The organism is Thalassoglobus polymorphus, assembly GCF_007744255.1.
GTDB lineage: Bacteria > Planctomycetota > Planctomycetia > Planctomycetales > Planctomycetaceae > Thalassoglobus > Thalassoglobus polymorphus.
Map to the genome: position 1 here is coordinate 1332718 of NZ_CP036267.1, position 16519 is coordinate 1349236.

16 protein-coding genes are annotated in these 16519 nt (G+C 50.3%); 7 read left to right on the plus strand and 9 right to left on the minus strand.

Features of this window, described 5'->3' with window-relative positions; genetic code table 11:
- Positions 1-793 precede the first annotated feature (793 nt).
- The 6 genes from Mal48_RS04920 to Mal48_RS04945 all read left to right on the plus strand — a co-directional run bounded on the left by Mal48_RS04920 (position 794) and on the right by Mal48_RS04945 (position 7321).
- Positions 794-1228 carry a hypothetical protein gene (locus Mal48_RS04920; protein ID WP_145196700.1) on the plus strand — a complete coding sequence of 145 codons (435 nt, stop codon included), beginning with the start codon at positions 794-796 and terminating at the stop codon, positions 1226-1228.
- A 450-nt stretch (positions 1229-1678) separates the two neighbouring features.
- Entirely contained in the window at positions 1679-2848 is a 1170-nt protein-coding gene (locus Mal48_RS04925; RefSeq protein WP_145196702.1) for an ABC transporter permease, read from the plus strand.
- 142 nt (positions 2849-2990) lie between these two features.
- Positions 2991-3515 (plus strand): hypothetical protein, encoded by a 525-nt coding sequence (locus tag Mal48_RS04930; protein WP_145196704.1) that lies wholly within the window; start codon positions 2991-2993, stop codon positions 3513-3515.
- Positions 3516-3799: 284 nt separating this feature from the next.
- Positions 3800-5347 carry an efflux RND transporter periplasmic adaptor subunit gene (locus Mal48_RS04935; protein WP_145196706.1) on the plus strand — a complete coding sequence of 516 codons (1548 nt, stop codon included), beginning with the start codon at positions 3800-3802 and terminating at the stop codon, positions 5345-5347.
- A gap of 56 nt (positions 5348-5403) precedes the next feature.
- The gene (locus Mal48_RS04940) at positions 5404-6132 is read left to right on the plus strand and encodes an ABC transporter ATP-binding protein (protein ID WP_145196708.1); all 729 of its coding nucleotides are present in this window, start codon (positions 5404-5406) and stop codon (positions 6130-6132) included.
- Positions 6133-6181: 49 nt separating this feature from the next.
- Positions 6182-7321: an ABC transporter permease gene (locus tag Mal48_RS04945; protein WP_145196710.1), complete on the plus strand. Its 1140-nt coding sequence runs from the start codon at positions 6182-6184 to the stop codon at positions 7319-7321.
- Between the two features lie 109 nt (positions 7322-7430).
- On the opposite strand, the gene Mal48_RS04950 is transcribed toward Mal48_RS04945, so the two are convergent.
- The 7 genes from Mal48_RS04950 to Mal48_RS04975 form a co-directional block, all read right to left on the minus strand.
- Positions 7431-8315 (minus strand): universal stress protein, encoded by an 885-nt coding sequence (locus tag Mal48_RS04950; protein WP_145196712.1) that lies wholly within the window; start codon positions 8313-8315, stop codon positions 7431-7433.
- Positions 8312-8806: a hypothetical protein gene (locus Mal48_RS04955; protein WP_145196714.1), complete on the minus strand. Its 495-nt coding sequence runs from the start codon at positions 8804-8806 to the stop codon at positions 8312-8314. Before Mal48_RS04955 ends, Mal48_RS04950 begins: the two co-directional genes overlap by 4 nt.
- Before the next feature lie 156 nt (positions 8807-8962).
- Complete coding sequence (locus tag Mal48_RS04960) at positions 8963-9478, minus strand: universal stress protein (RefSeq protein ID WP_145196716.1); 516 nt, start codon at positions 9476-9478, stop codon at positions 8963-8965.
- A gap of 77 nt (positions 9479-9555) precedes the next feature.
- The gene (locus Mal48_RS23725; protein ID WP_261341966.1) at positions 9556-9681 is read right to left on the minus strand and encodes a hypothetical protein; all 126 of its coding nucleotides are present in this window, start codon (positions 9679-9681) and stop codon (positions 9556-9558) included.
- A gap of 437 nt (positions 9682-10118) precedes the next feature.
- Positions 10119-11951 carry a PAS domain S-box protein gene (locus Mal48_RS04965; RefSeq protein WP_145196718.1) on the minus strand — a complete coding sequence of 611 codons (1833 nt, stop codon included), beginning with the start codon at positions 11949-11951 and terminating at the stop codon, positions 10119-10121.
- Positions 11948-12355, minus strand: a complete 408-nt coding sequence (locus Mal48_RS04970) for a response regulator (protein WP_145196720.1) — start codon at positions 12353-12355, stop codon at positions 11948-11950. The genes Mal48_RS04965 and Mal48_RS04970 overlap by 4 nt, the downstream gene beginning before the upstream one ends.
- Positions 12352-13482: a two-component system sensor histidine kinase NtrB gene (locus Mal48_RS04975; protein WP_145196722.1), complete on the minus strand. Its 1131-nt coding sequence runs from the start codon at positions 13480-13482 to the stop codon at positions 12352-12354. Before Mal48_RS04975 ends, Mal48_RS04970 begins: the two co-directional genes overlap by 4 nt.
- 622 nt (positions 13483-14104) lie before the next feature.
- Here Mal48_RS04975 and Mal48_RS04980 point away from each other — a divergent pair.
- The gene (locus Mal48_RS04980; RefSeq protein ID WP_145196724.1) at positions 14105-14380 is read left to right on the plus strand and encodes a BON domain-containing protein; all 276 of its coding nucleotides are present in this window, start codon (positions 14105-14107) and stop codon (positions 14378-14380) included.
- 107 nt (positions 14381-14487) lie between these two features.
- Here the strand turns inward: Mal48_RS04980 and Mal48_RS04985 are convergent, their stop codons facing one another.
- Positions 14488-15651, minus strand: coding sequence for an NAD(P)/FAD-dependent oxidoreductase (locus Mal48_RS04985; RefSeq protein ID WP_145196726.1), 1164 nt, complete (start codon positions 15649-15651; stop codon positions 14488-14490).
- 375 nt (positions 15652-16026) lie between these two features.
- Entirely contained in the window at positions 16027-16494 is a 468-nt protein-coding gene (locus Mal48_RS04990) for a universal stress protein (protein ID WP_145196728.1), read from the minus strand.
- Positions 16495-16519 lie beyond the last annotated feature (25 nt).

The window sequence follows — 16519 nt, forward strand, 5'->3', positions numbered from 1 at the left end:
ATGGAATGAAAAAATGAATGGATTAGGTCGGCTGCGAATTGCAAGAGACTCGCTGGTCTCTTGCCTCTCGTCTCTCGTTAGACCTGAATCCTCATCCCGAGTTGCCTGCTCCTGCTCTTTGAGAAAATTTCAGTATCAATTTTGAAAAGTGAACTAACTGGTGTTACTTCGAGTATTGAGATGCGATCAGCACAAGTGCTTGCTTTAAGATTGGGTTCGGCACGAGTCCTGTTTGCATGGAGTGCAGTTGTGGCGTCGGCGATCTGATCACAAAACGGACACTCTTTTGAGCTTCGTCCATCATGCTGTCTCGTACTGCCAAATGAGTGGGAATGAACCTCCTCTATCAGGCTGTCATGACAACATCGAGACGCAGCGGAGTCATCTTTTCGTGAGCAGTGCTGATGCGCTGGAGAACACCAATGACATGGCACGGCAATCTGGACAGCCAGAAAGAAAGTCATCATGGCAGAGACAAATTGACGACTGAGCACCATTGCATCCATGCGTTGGGGAGGGATTGTTGTGTGGGGCGAAATACGCGATCAAGCATTTTGATCGCTTATCCCGAATACAACACTTCTTCTCATTTGTTCGACGTTCCGGCTGATGCAACTTGGGCATCTCCCGTTGAATCAGGAAATTCCTCACAACACGCAAAGTTTGCCAAGCGTGTCATCAACGTTCAGCCAGCGTTCAGCCAACGTTCGGGAGCCCCCCCTGAAAACGGGGGCGAGAGAATTACCTTGACTCGTGGCAGTAGGAGAAGTAGGCTGAAAGTATGAATTTTTTCATGGCAATTCTGTTGACCTACTCGCTCTTGGCATGCCCTTTTCGTTGTTTAGGGGATGTTCCGGGGAGTGTTGTACAGTCTCAAGATGGTGAAAAACTGTCTCCCTCGGGGATTGCTTCTGCCTGCTCATGTTGCACAAAGCAGTCTCCATCATCACCTGAAGATGAGCATCTGAGTCACAGCGAGGAGAGCGAAGTACCGGTTGAAGACTGTGCTTGTCAGTGTCTTTGTAAAGGTGGAATTCAGCCTCAGGAAGATTCTTTTGAACTTGACCTGACTCTTTCGGGGATCGCTGCACAGATCGCGTCTACAACTCTTGTTGACGATTCCTTGATGGAAATGGTCGATTCTCTCAACTTCTATGAAATTCCGGACCATCCCCTCTGCGAAGATGGCCAGGAGATCCGTCTCCACGTTGCGTCGTTGATCATCTAAAGCCGCTCTGCTGTCAGGCATCGAGCAAATTCGAACCGTGATCAATCGGAACTCGTTTCACTGTCGAAATGCTCTGTCGTGCTGCGCAAAACTCACCGTGGTCGTGTTACCTTCGCCGGTTCGCGATCTGTCGATCTCTTCCGAATTGCATACGAGTATCACTTGAGCTGAGTCCCTGTTCGGGAATGAAATGACTCTCATTAGAGTAGGTTGCACTACCGTGTGGCCGTGAAGAACGCATTTCTCTAGAACTGATCCTAAAACTTGAAATTGCTTTCTCAAACGTTGAGGAAAGCGGCTGCTCCAGAGGTTTTCGGACTGGTTCTAGTAAAAATGCTGTTCGCCACGCGGCGGACCCTGCAAACCAATTTGAAAGATGCTCTAAGCCTCTTCTCAGGGGTTGTGAGACATGACTCAGACTTTCGGATCAACTGATAAAGCTTCGCTGAAATGTTCCATCTCAAAACGCTACCGTGGGAATACGGTGTCCGAAATTTAATTCGCAGGCCGACACGCAGCCTGTTGACGCTCGCTGCGTTAACAGTTGTGATTCTGTTGGTCTTTATAGTTGTCGGATTCATTCGAGGACTGGAAACCTCACTCGCGGTGAGCGGTGACGAAGATGTCGTACTCGTTTATTCAATGGGAGCCGAATCGAATATCGAAAACTCAGCGATCCCGGCACAAACAGGAGATTTACTTGCCGCGAGCATCCAGGGCATTTCAACGAGAGGAGGCAAACCCTGTATTTCCTCCGAGCTTTACCTTGGGACTCGTGTCAGATCTGAAACCGATCAGAGCGAATCACTCGGGCTCATTCGCGGTGTGACGACAACCGCTCCACTGGTGCGCCGACAGGTCCGAATCATTGAAGGAGACTGGCCACAAGCGGGGGAAATTCTGGTCGGGAAACTTGCCCCGGCTAAGCTTGGTTGGAAGTCCCACAAATTGAAACTGGGCGAGACGGTTCGGTTTGAAAACCGAGACTGGATTGTCAGTGGTCGATTTGCAGCGGGTAGTTCTGCGTTTGAATCAGAAATTTGGTGCCGACTTCCCGATTTACAACAAACACTCAAGCGTCAGGACATCAGCCTGGTTGCAATGTTGTTAGGGCCAGAAACTTCACCAGCAATCGTTAATCTGTTCTGTAAAGAGCGGAGAGATCTGGAACTCCAGTCTCTTTCGGAAACAGAATACTTCGCATCTTTACAACGTCATTACAAACCCGTTCTGCAACTTGCCTGGCTCGTTGTTGCGCTTGTCGCTGGAGCAGGAGTTTTTGCAGGCTTGAACATGATGTATGGAGCTGTTGCAGGTCGAGTTCGCGAGCTTGCAACGCTTCAGGCAATCGGGTTCCGTCGACGAGCGGTGCTGCTAAGTTTGATTCAGGAAGCCGTCTTACTGTCGACTTCAGCCGCTTTGATTGCGGGACTGATTGCCACGTTTTGGCTGAATGGGCTCGCTGTCAGATTCACAATGGGAGCTTTCACTCTCCGAGTCGACAGCGTCGCCATACTGATTGGGTCTGGAACCGGATTACTACTGGGAGTGATCGGTGCAATCCCACCTGCTTTCAAGGCGTTGCGATTAGAAATCGCACAGAGCCTGAAAGCGATATAACCCAGAAACCTTAACCACTCCTAAGAACTCTGGAAGAGTCGTTTCTCTCAATGTTTGAGAGAGCAAATTCAGATTTCAGGATCAGTTCTCAGCAAAGAGGACTGAATACGAGTTTTCACTCACTCACGAAAAAGGATTTCAAATGAAACTCACTCACACGCTGCTAACACTTTCACTCGTCGCAACCACCGCCATCTTCACCGGCTGCGGTCAGACAGCAGACAAGTCAGCCTCGACCAGTAGCCAAGTCGACAGCGACCTGCTCATCGAATCAGAACCTGCCGACGCGAAAGATGTCGGTGAAGTTTTCGAAGCCAGCAAAGATGGAGACGAGGTCACCATTGTCGGACGTATCGGAGGCTCGCAAGCTCCCTTTGTTGATGGCTTGGCTGCATTCACGATTGTTGATACCGGCATTCCGCACTGTGCGGATGATGAAGGTTGCCCCACACCCTGGGACTACTGCTGTACAACCAACCAACTTCCGGGAAATCAGGCGACAGTCAAAATCGTCGACGAATCAGGACAGCCGATTCCGAAAACCGCCAAGGGACTTTTGGGAATCAACGAACTGTCAGTCGTCGTCGTGAAAGGAAACGCAGTCCGCGACGATGCCGGAAATCTTTCTGTGACAGCCAATCAGGTGTACGTGAAAGATAAAAAGTAAGACCGAAGTTTTATTGAGAACTGATCCTGAAACGTGAGTTAACTCTCTCATTCATTGAGAAAAGTGACCATTCCACAAGTTTCCGGACAGTTTCAAAACTTTCGATAGAGATGATGTCTGGTCCCTTGCGGATGAATTTGCTGTTCCAGCAAACGATTCCCAAGGGACAGGCAATCTGAAAATCGACAATCAGTGAATTCGAAAGGCAGGGGACAAGCCGCGAAAATTCGCTCTGCAAACCATTGTCGAGTCGCGCGGACACTTGCAACTCAAGAGTAATAACGATGACCAGTCAAATTGATTTGAAGCAACTCTCATCGGCGTCACCGAAAGGTGAGACACGACCGGAAGGGCAGATTCAGCGCCCTCAGCGGATCATCTCACGTTACGTCCTTCCAGCGGCAATTCTTTTGGGATTTGTCGGCATGGTTGGATGGGCGGCACGTGATCAGTTTGAGAGTTCCAAGGCTGTTACGGTTGTCCCCGTTGTGGTGACTCGTGCAGAGGTCCAGACAGCTGGAACTCCGTTGTTTCAAGCTGCCGGTTGGGTCGAGCCGAGACCTTCTCGACGACTTGCCACGGCATTGACGTCGGGGATTGTTGAAGAAGTTTATGTCGTCGAAGGCGAGCAGGTTGAAGTGGGACAAAAGCTCGCGCGATTGATTGATACCGACGCAAAATTGGAATTGCAGCAGGCTCAGGCTAACCTTGCTCTCAGAGAAGCAGAGTTACAAACGACACGCGCACACGCCACGGCCGCTCAGCAGCGACTCGAGTCTCCAATGAAGCTGCAAGCGCAGGTCGCTGATGCGCAGTCCACAGTGGCAGATGCGGAATTACAACAGGCAAGGTTGCCATTTCAAATCCAAACAATGAAAGCGAGAGCCAAATTTGCGGAGCAAAGCTACCTGAATCGAAAAGATGCAGGTCAGGCCGTCGCTCGCAGTCTGATTCAGGAAGCGGAAAGTGAGTATGTCGCCTTGAATGCAGAGCTTGCAAACTTGCAGAATCAATCTCCACTGCTTGAGAAAAGAATCGAGGCACTTCGGGCGAAAGCGGAAGCATTGCAGGTCGAACGCGAGAAGCTCATCGATGAACGCCGCTCACTGAATGTGGCAGATGCAGAAGTTCAAGTCGCTCAAGCACGTCTCTTGCAGGCTCAACTCGCTGTGAAAAATGCGGAACTGAGACTCTCAAGAACGGTTATTAAATCTCCCATTCAAGGGCGGGTACTTGAAGTCCTCGCATTCCCCGGATCGTCTGTCATGGGACAAAACCCCCAGTCGAATCCGGAAGCAAGCACCGTTGTCAGCTTGTATCACCCCGAACAACTTCAAATTCGAGCAGATGTCCGACTGGAAGATCTCCCCTTGGTCCATCCCGGTCAGCCGGTCCTCATCGAAACCGCAATTTCAAGTACGCCCATCGAAGGACACGTCCTCCTCGGGACTTCTCGCGCGAACATTCAGAAGAACACACTTGAAGTTAAAGCTGCGATTCACTCACCACCTGAATCAATCCGGCCAGAGATGCTGGTCCGGGCAACGTTTCTCGCTCCTGATCGAGAAAGCGAAACAGAAAACGGAAATACAGAACAGGAACGCATGCTGATTCCACGAAAACTTGTCACCGAAACCGACTCGGGATCGGCAGTCTGGATTGTCTCCGCAGAACGGACAGCTCACCAACAGAAAATTTCCCTCGGAACTGCCGGCACCGATGTTCTGGTCGAAGTCACAAGTGGCCTCACACCGACCGACCGAGTCATCAGTGTTGGGCGGGAGAATCTTCAGGAAGGGGACAAAGTCGCCATCACAAATGAAGAAGAGTGACGGTCAAAATTTCCAATACACATTGAATCAGACGGCCCCCAGAAGGGATGATAAGAATGGCACTCGTAGAAATTCGCAATCTGACAAAACGTTTTCAATCGGGAGAAGAAACGATTTCCCCTCTCGATGGGATCGATCTTGATATCGAGGCAGAAGAATTTGTTTCTCTCATGGGGCCCAGCGGAACAGGGAAGAGCACATTGCTCAACGCAGTCGCTGGTATCGACAGACCGAATGAAGGGAGCATCATCGTAAATGGAACCGACCTGACGAAACTGTCTCGTGCGAAATTAGCGGACTGGAGAAGCGAGAACCTCGGTTACATTTTTCAAACGCACAATCTCGTGCCGGTTCTCACAACGTATGAGAATATTGAACTTCCTCTGCTGTTGCTGCCGCTTTCCGCAAAGCAGCGGCAACAACGAGTCGAAATTGCATTGGAGGCAGTCGGACTTACAGACCGTGCCGGACATTACCCCCGGCAGATGTCCGGAGGACAGGAACAACGAGTCGGGATTGCCCGAGCAATTGTTGCCGGGCCGAAGATTGTTGTCGCGGATGAACCAACAGGGAGCCTCGACATTTCCACCAGCGAGCAGATTCAAGACCTCCTTCAGCGAATCAACAATGAACTTGCCATCACCATGTTGATGGTGACGCATGATCCAGACGTGGCTGCCATCGCAAAACGCCAGATCCGACTTGAAAACGGCAAGATCGCATCGGACACCGTGCAAGGTTCCCAGAATGGATCAGGAAAAAACCTGCGTACACAGCCGGTCTGACTTTTTTAATCAACCTCAGTTAAAATTCCTTTGAACCCCGAGAACGAACATGTTCCGCTTCATCCCTTACATCCTGAAGAGCCTCCTGCGACATCGCATGCGATCATTGCTGACCGTGAGCGGTTCAGCCGTTGCGATCTTTGTGTTCTGCTTTGTTGGCTCGATTCAAGAAGGATTAGAGCGGCTTACAAACGGAGACGATGCGCAGCAGTCTCTGATCGTCTTTCAGGAAAACCGCTTCTGCCCGACCACCAGCCGTCTTCCGGAAGACTATTCCCGGACTATCAATGATATTCCAGGTGTGAAAGATGTTGTCCCGATGCAGGTTTGGACAAACAACTGCCGCGCCAGTCTCGACATTGTCGTCTTTAATGGGGCTCCCCCTGAAAAGTTGAAATCGACCCGAGACCTGAAGCTCGTCGCTGGAGATTGGGGAACGTTTGAGAAGCAGCACGATGCTGCTCTCGTTGGTCGCAATATCGCTCAACGTCGTGGTCTGAAACCGGGCAGTTCGTTCACCATTGGGGATATCACAGTCAATGTGGCGGGGGTCTTCACATCTCCCGTCGCTGCTGAAGAGAATCTGATTTACACGAACCTTGAGTTCCTGCAGTACCGGCAAGATGTCGATTCAGCAGGATTGGTGACGCTGCACGAAGTGTACCTGACTGAAGGTGCCGATCCCGAGTCGGTGAGCCGTTCCATTGACGAAGCACTCCGGACCGGACCAGTCCCGACAACAACCCGCCGCAAGGGAGCCTTTCAAGCGAGCACGCTGGCGGATCTCGTCGACCTGATTGGTTTCGCTCACTATCTTGGTTATGCCTGTGTGGGTCTTGTCCTTTCAATCGTGGCGACGACAACGGTGATGTCTGTTCAAGACCGCATTGTAGAACATGCCATTCTGCAAGTCATGGGAGTTCGCCCCGGTCGGCTCTTTCGATTCATTCTGAGTGAGAGTACCGTCCTGTGCTTTCTCGGAGGTCTACTCGGAACAGGGGTTGCCATGGGCGTTCTCTACTGGAGTGGTCTTGCCATTGGAGCAGAAGGGGTCACAATCGCGTTCCGGCCTTCCTTACCGCTCGCTCTCTCAGCGATCGTAGTCTCAATTCTCGTGGGGCTCGCAGCCGGGATCATTCCGGCATTCAAAGCCTCTCGAGCCTCGATCGTCATGGCACTGCAGGAGTAGGGTTTCGGAAATGCCGCTCTGTTGAGGGGATTCCTCATCGGCCTCCATTCGCAGTGTTCATTGAGCCTGCGCCTGACGGATTGTTTCACACGACGTCTTTCTCGTCGCCTTACCGTTCGATCCAGACGGAACAAGGTGAACGGTGCAGGATGCCGAGCCCTGTGCTCCCCAGGAAAACACGTTTCAAGAGTGATTTAGGGTCGCTGCTCACGACGATCAAATCTGCTTCACTCTCATTGGCGGACTCGATGATTTCGCGGGTGACACTGTTGCCTGAACGAACTTCGAAGGCAATGTCCTTCCAGTCCGAACGAAATTGATTCGCCAATGTCGCCAGCCGCGTTCTCTTGTCTTCGACTTCGCGAAGTTGCATTCCGGCAAATTGCTCTGGCATGAGAGGATCAACTGAAAATGTGTTCTGTACAACAGAAACCAGTCGGACTTGGATCTCCTGGCTGTTGCAATGTTCCTTGAGTTTCGAGAGTGCCTTAACTGCCGAACCTGTTCCGTCTTCCGCAATCAGAATCGTCTGACAACGAACTTCGTCCAGTACGTTCTCGCGAGGCTTCACAACGAGGACAGAACAGTCTGAATGCGTTGCGACCTGATTCGAGACACTTCCAAGAAAGACGCGTTCCGAGAATGTCCAACCATGCGAACCGACGACGCAAAGGTCCGGTTTTGATTCTTCGATTTGTTCCAAAATCGCAGTCGCAGCATGACCGTCGAGGAGTGACTCACCGATTGAACAGACTCTCGACTTCATACGGCTTGCGACGGCATCGAGGACATCTTGAGATGCTTGACGGCATTCGTCAACGGCATCGAGAACCGCAGTTGGGAACTTTGCACCTATCAAATGCAAGTCGGGAGAGGGAGAGACAGACACGACGTTGAGATCGATCGAACTGTTTTCTTGGCATAGTAAATTCGCCATAAAACGTTCGGCGTACTCGGCATGTGCTGAGCCATCTGTTGCGAGGAGGATTTTCATTTGAAGGCTCCTTGATCGACGACAAGGGTGTTCCGAACGTAACGGTGACACTCAATGCAGGCCATTGTCACGCCCATCCATTTCAGAGCCGCTTGATCGAGATTCTCTGCCTCGGCGGCACTGTTTAAATCATTTGTGAGTCTACGAAACTCAGCGCTGAACTGTTTGTACATCGCATCATTATTAACTCGCCACTTCTCGGACGAACTCATTTTATTCAATGCCTTGGCTCCGTCCTGAATGAGAGCCATATCTTCAGTCGTCAGCCCCTCCAGGATTTTGTTGGACGCTTTGAGTTTTCCTCGCATGAACTGGCGTAGGTCGCTGATTGGTCGACCGTCACCTTCTTTGGGGGATTCGGCGACGGCTTGAGTTGGCTCTTGCGATTTTTTCTGATTCTCCTGAGCAGGAGTTTCTGAACGCATCACTCCCAAAACCAGAAGTGCAAGAATTAAGGTCGCCAAACCAGGACGATGTACGTTCTTCAGCATGAGAGGATTCCAGTTGATAGGCAAGTCGGTTTCGCCTTATGTTGTAGGCGAAAGTGATTTCATCGTGTCGGTGAACAGGCTAGTTTGTGAGTCAGCTCCGCTTTGGATCAACGAAAATGTGACGTTTCCAAGCCGAGGTAATGTGGCAGAAATCAATCAGTCACTGGTCACATCATCCGTATTCTTATCGGGAGTCGTTCCGTCAGTCTGATCACCTCGAATCGTTAACACAGGGCATTGAGCGTGACGGAGAACTCGCTCTGCGACACTCCCCAAAATCGCGTGCGAAAATCCGGTTCTTCCATGGGTTCCCATCACAATCAGGTCGATGTCTTGAGTCTCCACAAACTCAAGGATCTCACTGATCGGATTTCCAAATTTCATGTGACTGTCAACGGCTTTTAAGCCTTCAGGAAATTGGCTGATAAGGAGTTCCAGAGATTGCTTCACAGCTGACGAAATTTCTTTGCGTCGCTGCGGTAGGTTTTCAAGATAACCGGGGAAAGCAAGTCCCATTCCAAAATCAGGAACATCGAGAGACACGTCGTGAATCACATGCAGTACCTGCAACTCGGCATCGTATCGACTCGCCAGGTCAGAAGCGTAAACAGCTGCAGCTTCCGCGCACTCACTGAAGTCCGTTGGGAATAGAATTCGTTTCAAGTTCACCATTTGTCCACTCTCGCTCCTGAAGCAAATATGATTTTAGAGCAGTTTGCTCTACCGAGTCCCCGTGAAGAACGCGTTTCTTAAGAGCAAATTGACGATTGGTTTGCAGTAATATCGCTGCATGTTGGGTGGCCGTAGACCTCTCCCGGTGACTCACCGGGGGCTGTATCGGCACTGAACATCAATCCGAAAAATGTGATCGACATTACGATCAGTCTTGTGGCGAGTAATAGGTGCAGTTGCCTAACTGATCCTCAGGGCCACAAAACACGAAAGTGTTCGAGTTGTTCACTGATCAGGCTGCAAAAACAGGACCGTTTTCAAGTAAAGCTGGAGGCAGAAGTTAATAACCTCATGAATGTCAAAGATGTGCGAACCTTGCCGAATTCAAGGTGTGCTGTTTCGTCACGCTTCCCGGCAGTATGCGCGCGATATCGCACAGCGGTCGCCTTCTTGTCGGCGCCGTCGGAACTGTTGCACTTTGTGTCGAGACGACATCATGTATCGTTCAGGTCTGCAGTGATCCCTTTAAAGCAGTGTTCCCTTTAAAACGGTTCGCACTACCGAGTGTCAGTGAAGAACGCATTTCGCTAGTAAAATGCTGCTCGCCACGGGCAGAGACAAGACCGATCCTGGGTTGGCTTCAGTAGGGGTTAGGCTGTTTGCAGGGGAGTACAATTTCAATTGTTGCTCCTTTCGAAGTGTTGGCAGCGACATAAATTTCCCCGTGATGTGCCTCGACAATACGTTTCGAGATCGGCATCCCCAAGCCTGTCCCTTTTTGCTTGGTTGTGTAGAAGGGCTCGAAAATGTGGTTGGGGTCCTGATGCTCAATGCCAGGTCCATTATCAGAAATTTGAACCCTGATAGCGGGGGCATTCTTGTATTCGCAGGCCTCGGATTTGAGAGTCACAACAGATTCCGGCGGAGAAGCAGCGGCTGCGTTTTCAAGAACATTTCGAAACACCTGTTCGATTCGCAACCTGTCTACTACACATAGTATTTCAGGCAGATCATCGTGAGCTTGTAGCACAATTGGTCGGTCTTCCATTGCCTCTGTGATGTGTTGCCAAGCTGCTTCCCAGATGTCCTTTAAGCGACAGGGCCCTAATGAAAGCTGGATCGGGGCAGCGTATCCCCGGACCTCTTCGTACAGCCTTTGCAACTCATTCAGCGCCTCTTTGATTCTATGAGTCAGGTCCATATGAGCCGGTTGCTCGACGAGATCAAGCGAGAGCATATCGAGACATGCCCGAGCCCGCTGCAATGCATTTCGACTTTCGTGAGCCAGGCCGGTAATCATTTCTCCGATAGCAGCTAGCCGTTCAGACTGGACGAGTTGACTTTTGATATTCATGAGATCCGTCACATCGTGACCGATCGACAGGACAGCTGTGATTTCGCCGTCGGCATCACGTAATGGCTTTCCCCACCATGCAATCTGTCGCAATAATCCAGACTTCGTTCGTATTGGATTGACGTTCCCTTCAATCTCCGCTCCCAATATTACACGATCGAAACTTTCCCGAATTTGTTCCTCTGAGCTATCTGGGATGAACAATTCAAACCAGTTTTGATCGCGGACTTCTTCAAGTTGAAATCCCGAAACCACTTCCATGAATTTGTTGAAGCGAACGATTTTCCCTTCACGGTCAAGGATTAAGATAATGACCTGCGCCGTTTCAAGAATCCGGTCTGAGAAGTCTCGTTGTTTTCGCACCTGTTCTTCATATTGTTGTCGTTCGGTCACATCGTTGATCAACCAGACTTCATGATTGTCGTAACGATACCCCGAGAACTCGACGATCATTTTCCGGCCGTTTTTTGTGACAAGGTCAACCAGCCAAGGCTGAGACAAGCCTGTCGTTCGAGCGTTTTCATAGGCCGCCTGGTATTCATCTTTGCGTTCTCCAAACAAAATTCGGAACCACGCATCTCGGTCAGACAGTTCGGCGTCGGAATAGCCCGTCAATTCTTCGACTCGTCGATTCACACGCACCAAGTTCGATTTCAGGTCAACATAGGCAGCCCCGGCAGGCAAGTTGTCGACCATGAATTGGACTTGCTCGTCGCGCATGCGAACTTCATCACGGGCTTCTCTTAGTTCAACGAATCTTCTTAAGCGGGCACGGAGTTGATCCGGATCGATCGGCTTGAGCAGGTAGTCCGATGCACCAAGACGGATTGCCTGCAGGCTGCTTTCAAGGTCGGCATAACCGGTGATGACCATCACGGCAGCTTCTGGAGCCTGCGCGATAATCTGAGGCAGAAGTTCTGTGAGAGTGCTATCCGGAAGTTTGCGATCGACCAGAATTGCGAAATAATGTTGCCACTCCTCTCGGTCGAGTGCCGCTGACGCGGAATTCGCGATGTCGACTCGATAGCCATCGAGCTTCAGGATTCTGGCCAACCCCTTGCAGAGTTTTTGATTGTCGTCGATGACCAGAACCGCGTGCGGAGATGCGATTTGAGTCATGATGTTGACCTGATGAGGTCGAGAAGCTTCTCAATATCTAACGGCTTAGACAGAAGTTCCACCGGTCCGATAGCATGGACTTCACCAACGACTTCGTCGGTGAAAAAAGCCGACATGAAAATCGTAAAGGACTCCGGAACAATTTGTTTCAACTGGCGATATGCTTCGACTCCGCCGATCCCTGGCATGCGGACATCGATCAGCACAAAATGGGGCTGAAAAGTTTTGGCTAGGGAAATTCCATGTTCCCCGTTGCTGGCGGTTTCAACATCATAACCACTTGCTTTCAGGACTCGAGCGATCGTGCGACGCATTCCACTTTCATCATCCACAACCAGCACTCGGAGCGTCCGATCGATTCGATGAGATTTGACGACGTCACATTCAACTCGCGATTGAATCACTCTTTTGGCTCCATGATAACCTCACCACCAACCAGTTCATGGCTGGGCAGGGTCAGTCGAAAAATAGCTCCAGCTCCCGTGTGATCAACCAGTTCGAGGGTCCCTCGATTCTGCTCAGCGTAACGTTTGGAAATCACAAGCCCCAGTCCGATTCCTTTCGTCTTGGTTGTAAACAATGGCTCGAAGATTCGCAATCGTTGAGATTCAACAACCCCTTCTCCTTCGTCCTGCACATCGATCATGATATGTGAGCCAGTGCTTGAAATGACAATCTGAATTGTGATCGGGTCAGCTGAAGCCTGCACGCCATTGACGATCAGATTTTCGAGAATTCTCGCAATTTGGTCGGCATCGGCAGTGACGTTGAAGGATTCAATTCGAGATTGAACCAAAACCAATTCGTCGTCTGTCGGCCTGCGCTCTTCGACCAGTTTATGGATGAACTGCACGATGTCAAAGGTTGCGGATTGTTGCGGAGGGTCTCGAGTGTAGTCCAATAAATCGCTGACGATGCGGTTGGCTCGATCAATCTCTTCCAGGATTTCTTCGACGGACTCTTGTGCATCATCATCAAGGGTTTCTTTGACCATGTCCAGGTAATAAGCTGCATTTCGAATGACACCCAATGGGTTTCGGATTTCATGAGCCACGCTCCCGGCGAGTTGTCCCAGCAACGCCAATCGCTCGTAGGAATGTCTTTTTCGAATTTCGGACTCGACTCTCTTGCGATCTGTTAAATCAACAATGTATGCCATGACCAGCATTCCCTCGCTGGTTTTCATGGGGTGAAGACTAATGTCAACTGGAAATTCGGTTCCATCTTTGCGGCGACCGAACAAGTCGTGTCCTGCCCCCATCGGTCTGGCCTGAGGTGCTTTCAGGAATTTGTCGCGGTCACTGACATGGCGCTCATGGAACCGGCGTGGGATCAGGCATTCGACTGACTGAGTGATGAGTTCGTCCCGGTCATACCTGAACCAGTTTTCGGTTTGCCGATTTACCATCACAATCTTTCCGTCCCTGTCGACAATAACCATGGCTGCAGGGGACGATTCCACAACGAGCCGAAAACGTTCTTCGCCCGGTTGTCGTTGTGCGTCATCAGCGTTGAGATTGGTTCTGCTCAAAGCGAACTTTCTACGTGGGTGTAAGATTCAAAAGGGTTGACACTATGAATCAGCCTGGGGGATGCAAAGAGCGTACCTCAAATACGAAAAAGACTCCGAACTCTCGCCATCGTCGCCAATTGTCCTGTGCAAGAGCCTGAGCAAGAAAATGAGGAATCATTGTGCATGGTTGCATAGTAAGGAATCATTGTGCATGGGGGCACAGGCACGTGTCAACGTGCACGTTTCGCACTGACCGCTTGTCTGAATCAGCAAAAAAACTTCGCTCTTTTCACACAGTTGAGAATGTCTCAGCGACGCCATTTCTGCCACCAAATTCACATTTCAGCAACATTTCAATGCCATGAATGGCGTTGTGAAGAGTCGCGACTATTTGCGTCAATTTTTTGTAATTTAACAGAAACGAAATAATTCTCTAACTTCGGAATAGATAATGCAAGGTTGATGATAGCCGATGGCGAAGTGCTTCCTCGATGTCCCTTTTGTAAGTCGGCATTCACACTTTTCAGCGTGCAAATTTAGGATCAACAGAGTCACCCAAGTTTGTAGATCAGCCCGTAACCTGAATCCTGATTGGTATGGCAAAGGAGAGGTGCGATCTGCACGATAAGGAAATTCACAAATGGCAGTATTGAATTTATTGAATAGCCCAGACAAAGTCCGTCAGCCAACCAAACTGAATTCAGCAGGCCAGCAAATTTGTAAATCTGCCAACGCCATCTTGAATCGGCAGTACGTTCTTGGCATTCAGCGGTTGGAATGTCTCTGGGAAAACGGGAAACTTACGATTACCGGGCGAGTTCCTCTTTACTACCACAAACAGCTTGCACAACAGCTCATTATGGACGCCAACATCGGCGGGATCAAACTGCTTGTAAATGAAATTGAAGTCTGTTGATTATCAAGATTATTCTTCTCCGGTCATCAACGAAAATGTAGCAGGGACGTCAGCCTGAATCGGTTGATTCGCCTGATTCGCTCGCTAACTTGAGTGATCGCTTCTTCCTATGTGAACATCCATGGCGGAGTGGCGGTTTTAGACGATGACCTTTTGACTTTCTCGCTCACGAAGTCTCCTACATTTTCTGCCAGATCCGCCCAAAGTGTCGCTCGTCCCGGAAAAATGCTGATGACATTCTCGAAGCGTTTCGGTTGTGTCGCATGGTCGATGATCGTAGGTCGGAAGACATGCGTAGGATTGATTTCTTCAGGGTGAAGTGCCTGAACCGTAATGCCCGCCCATTCTTTTCGCTGTTGAGCATTTTCGAATGCCCCCGGAAGCAACCGTTTGACTCGCTCCTCAATGATCCGGATCTCTTCAGGGTTGACCGTCGTATCTTTCGGCTCTTGAACAACCTTCCAGCGTTCGCTCCCGAAGACAGAACCGCTCTCGTGCGGCACATGGTTGAATCCCTCTTGATCGACCAGGTGAAAGGGATCAAGGCTCAAGACAGGCTCAATGGCGAGAAGGTGCGATTTGACGTACACGAGTTCGTAGTCGGGTTGCTCGCCAGCGACGTTTTCAAACAGTGGGTAAAATGACTTTCGGCTTGCTGCTCCAACTGCAAGGATGACCAGTTGCCCTCGCAACTCTTCGCCCGTCCCAAGTTCGACACCGTAAACTTGCTTTTTATCTGTGAGCAGTTTCGAGACGAATGTCCCTGATCGAATCTCAACACCAGCCGCGCGTGCTGCGACTGATAAAGCATCGAGCAGGACATGCGGTCGGAAAGATCTGTCTGGCAGTCGCAGTAGCCACGATATTTTCTTGCGATCTACCTGTGGCATATTCCAGCTCGCCTCACCCTCGGTAAGTTCTCGATACGGGAGGTTCGCTGCATCCCAGGCTGAAGTCCATTTTTGTCTGTCAGAATCGTTCATGCTGCCGAAGATCATTGGAGCCATCTCTGGCTCCAGGCATTCAGGACAAAACTGGACCGTTTGCAGCAGAGACTTGTGGCAACGGGTCGCCAATTCGTTATCAATTTGGGCAAATGAGGCACCGCTGTACAACCACCCCTGATTTTCCGTCGACGCTGCATGGCCTAACTTTGAGGTCTCGAGCAGTGTGACTGGAAAGCCCGCCTGCGATAGTTGTGTGGCACTCGCCAGACCGGAGAAGCCGCCGCCAACGATAAGAATACGCTCGACATGAGAGTTTGCAGCCATTTCAGTCGCCTCTTTAAATTCAGAGATATTGGCGAATCGACTCCGGGTGAATCATCGCAAAATTGAAGTCCGTCGTTATTTGTCTTCAGGTAAGATGCTCACCAAAAGTTACAAACCGGGATCAATTGGTAATTGACAAGCTCAATTCAATAGTAACCCGGTTCACGGGGCAACGAAACGAAAATCTCATACGCCACGTTGCAAAAGGGAATCGATTCTGATTCAGTTCAGCGAGACGAATGAGTCTGCTGCTGAATTCGAGTTGGCTTTGATCTCATCAAAACTCAACGGAAAAATCTCAATCATTAAAAAATCTTCGGTTTGCTGGATCAATCGGCTCTCTCATGACACTTTCATCATCAACGGGTTGAGGAGCTAGGGCATGACGAATTCATGATCTTCCGGGTGAATCGTCATGACAGGGCAGGGAGCTTTGCGAACGACTCGTTCTGCAGTGCTGCCCATAAACATCTGTACGATGGCACCTCGTCCGTGGGTCCCCATGACGATGAGGTCGATATCATGTTCTTTCGCGTAACGAACGATCTCGACGAAGGGTCTTCCCGTGCGGACACTCCGTGTCAAATTGAGCTTCTTACGCCAAGTGCTTTCCGGATAGGTGTGAAGCTTTCTCGCCGCTTCTGCGACCAGCTCTTTTTCAACAGATTCAACACCATCGTACCCAATTCCGAATTCAGCATACGCTGCAGCGGGCGGTTCAAAGACAGTTAGCAAATGTAAATCTGCGTCGAAGACTTCAGCAAAACCACATGCATAACTGAGTGCATGTTCGCTGCACTCGCTGAAGTCCGTTGCCAGAAGAATTCGTTTCAAGTTCACCATTGCAGACCTCCCAGGTCAAACGTCA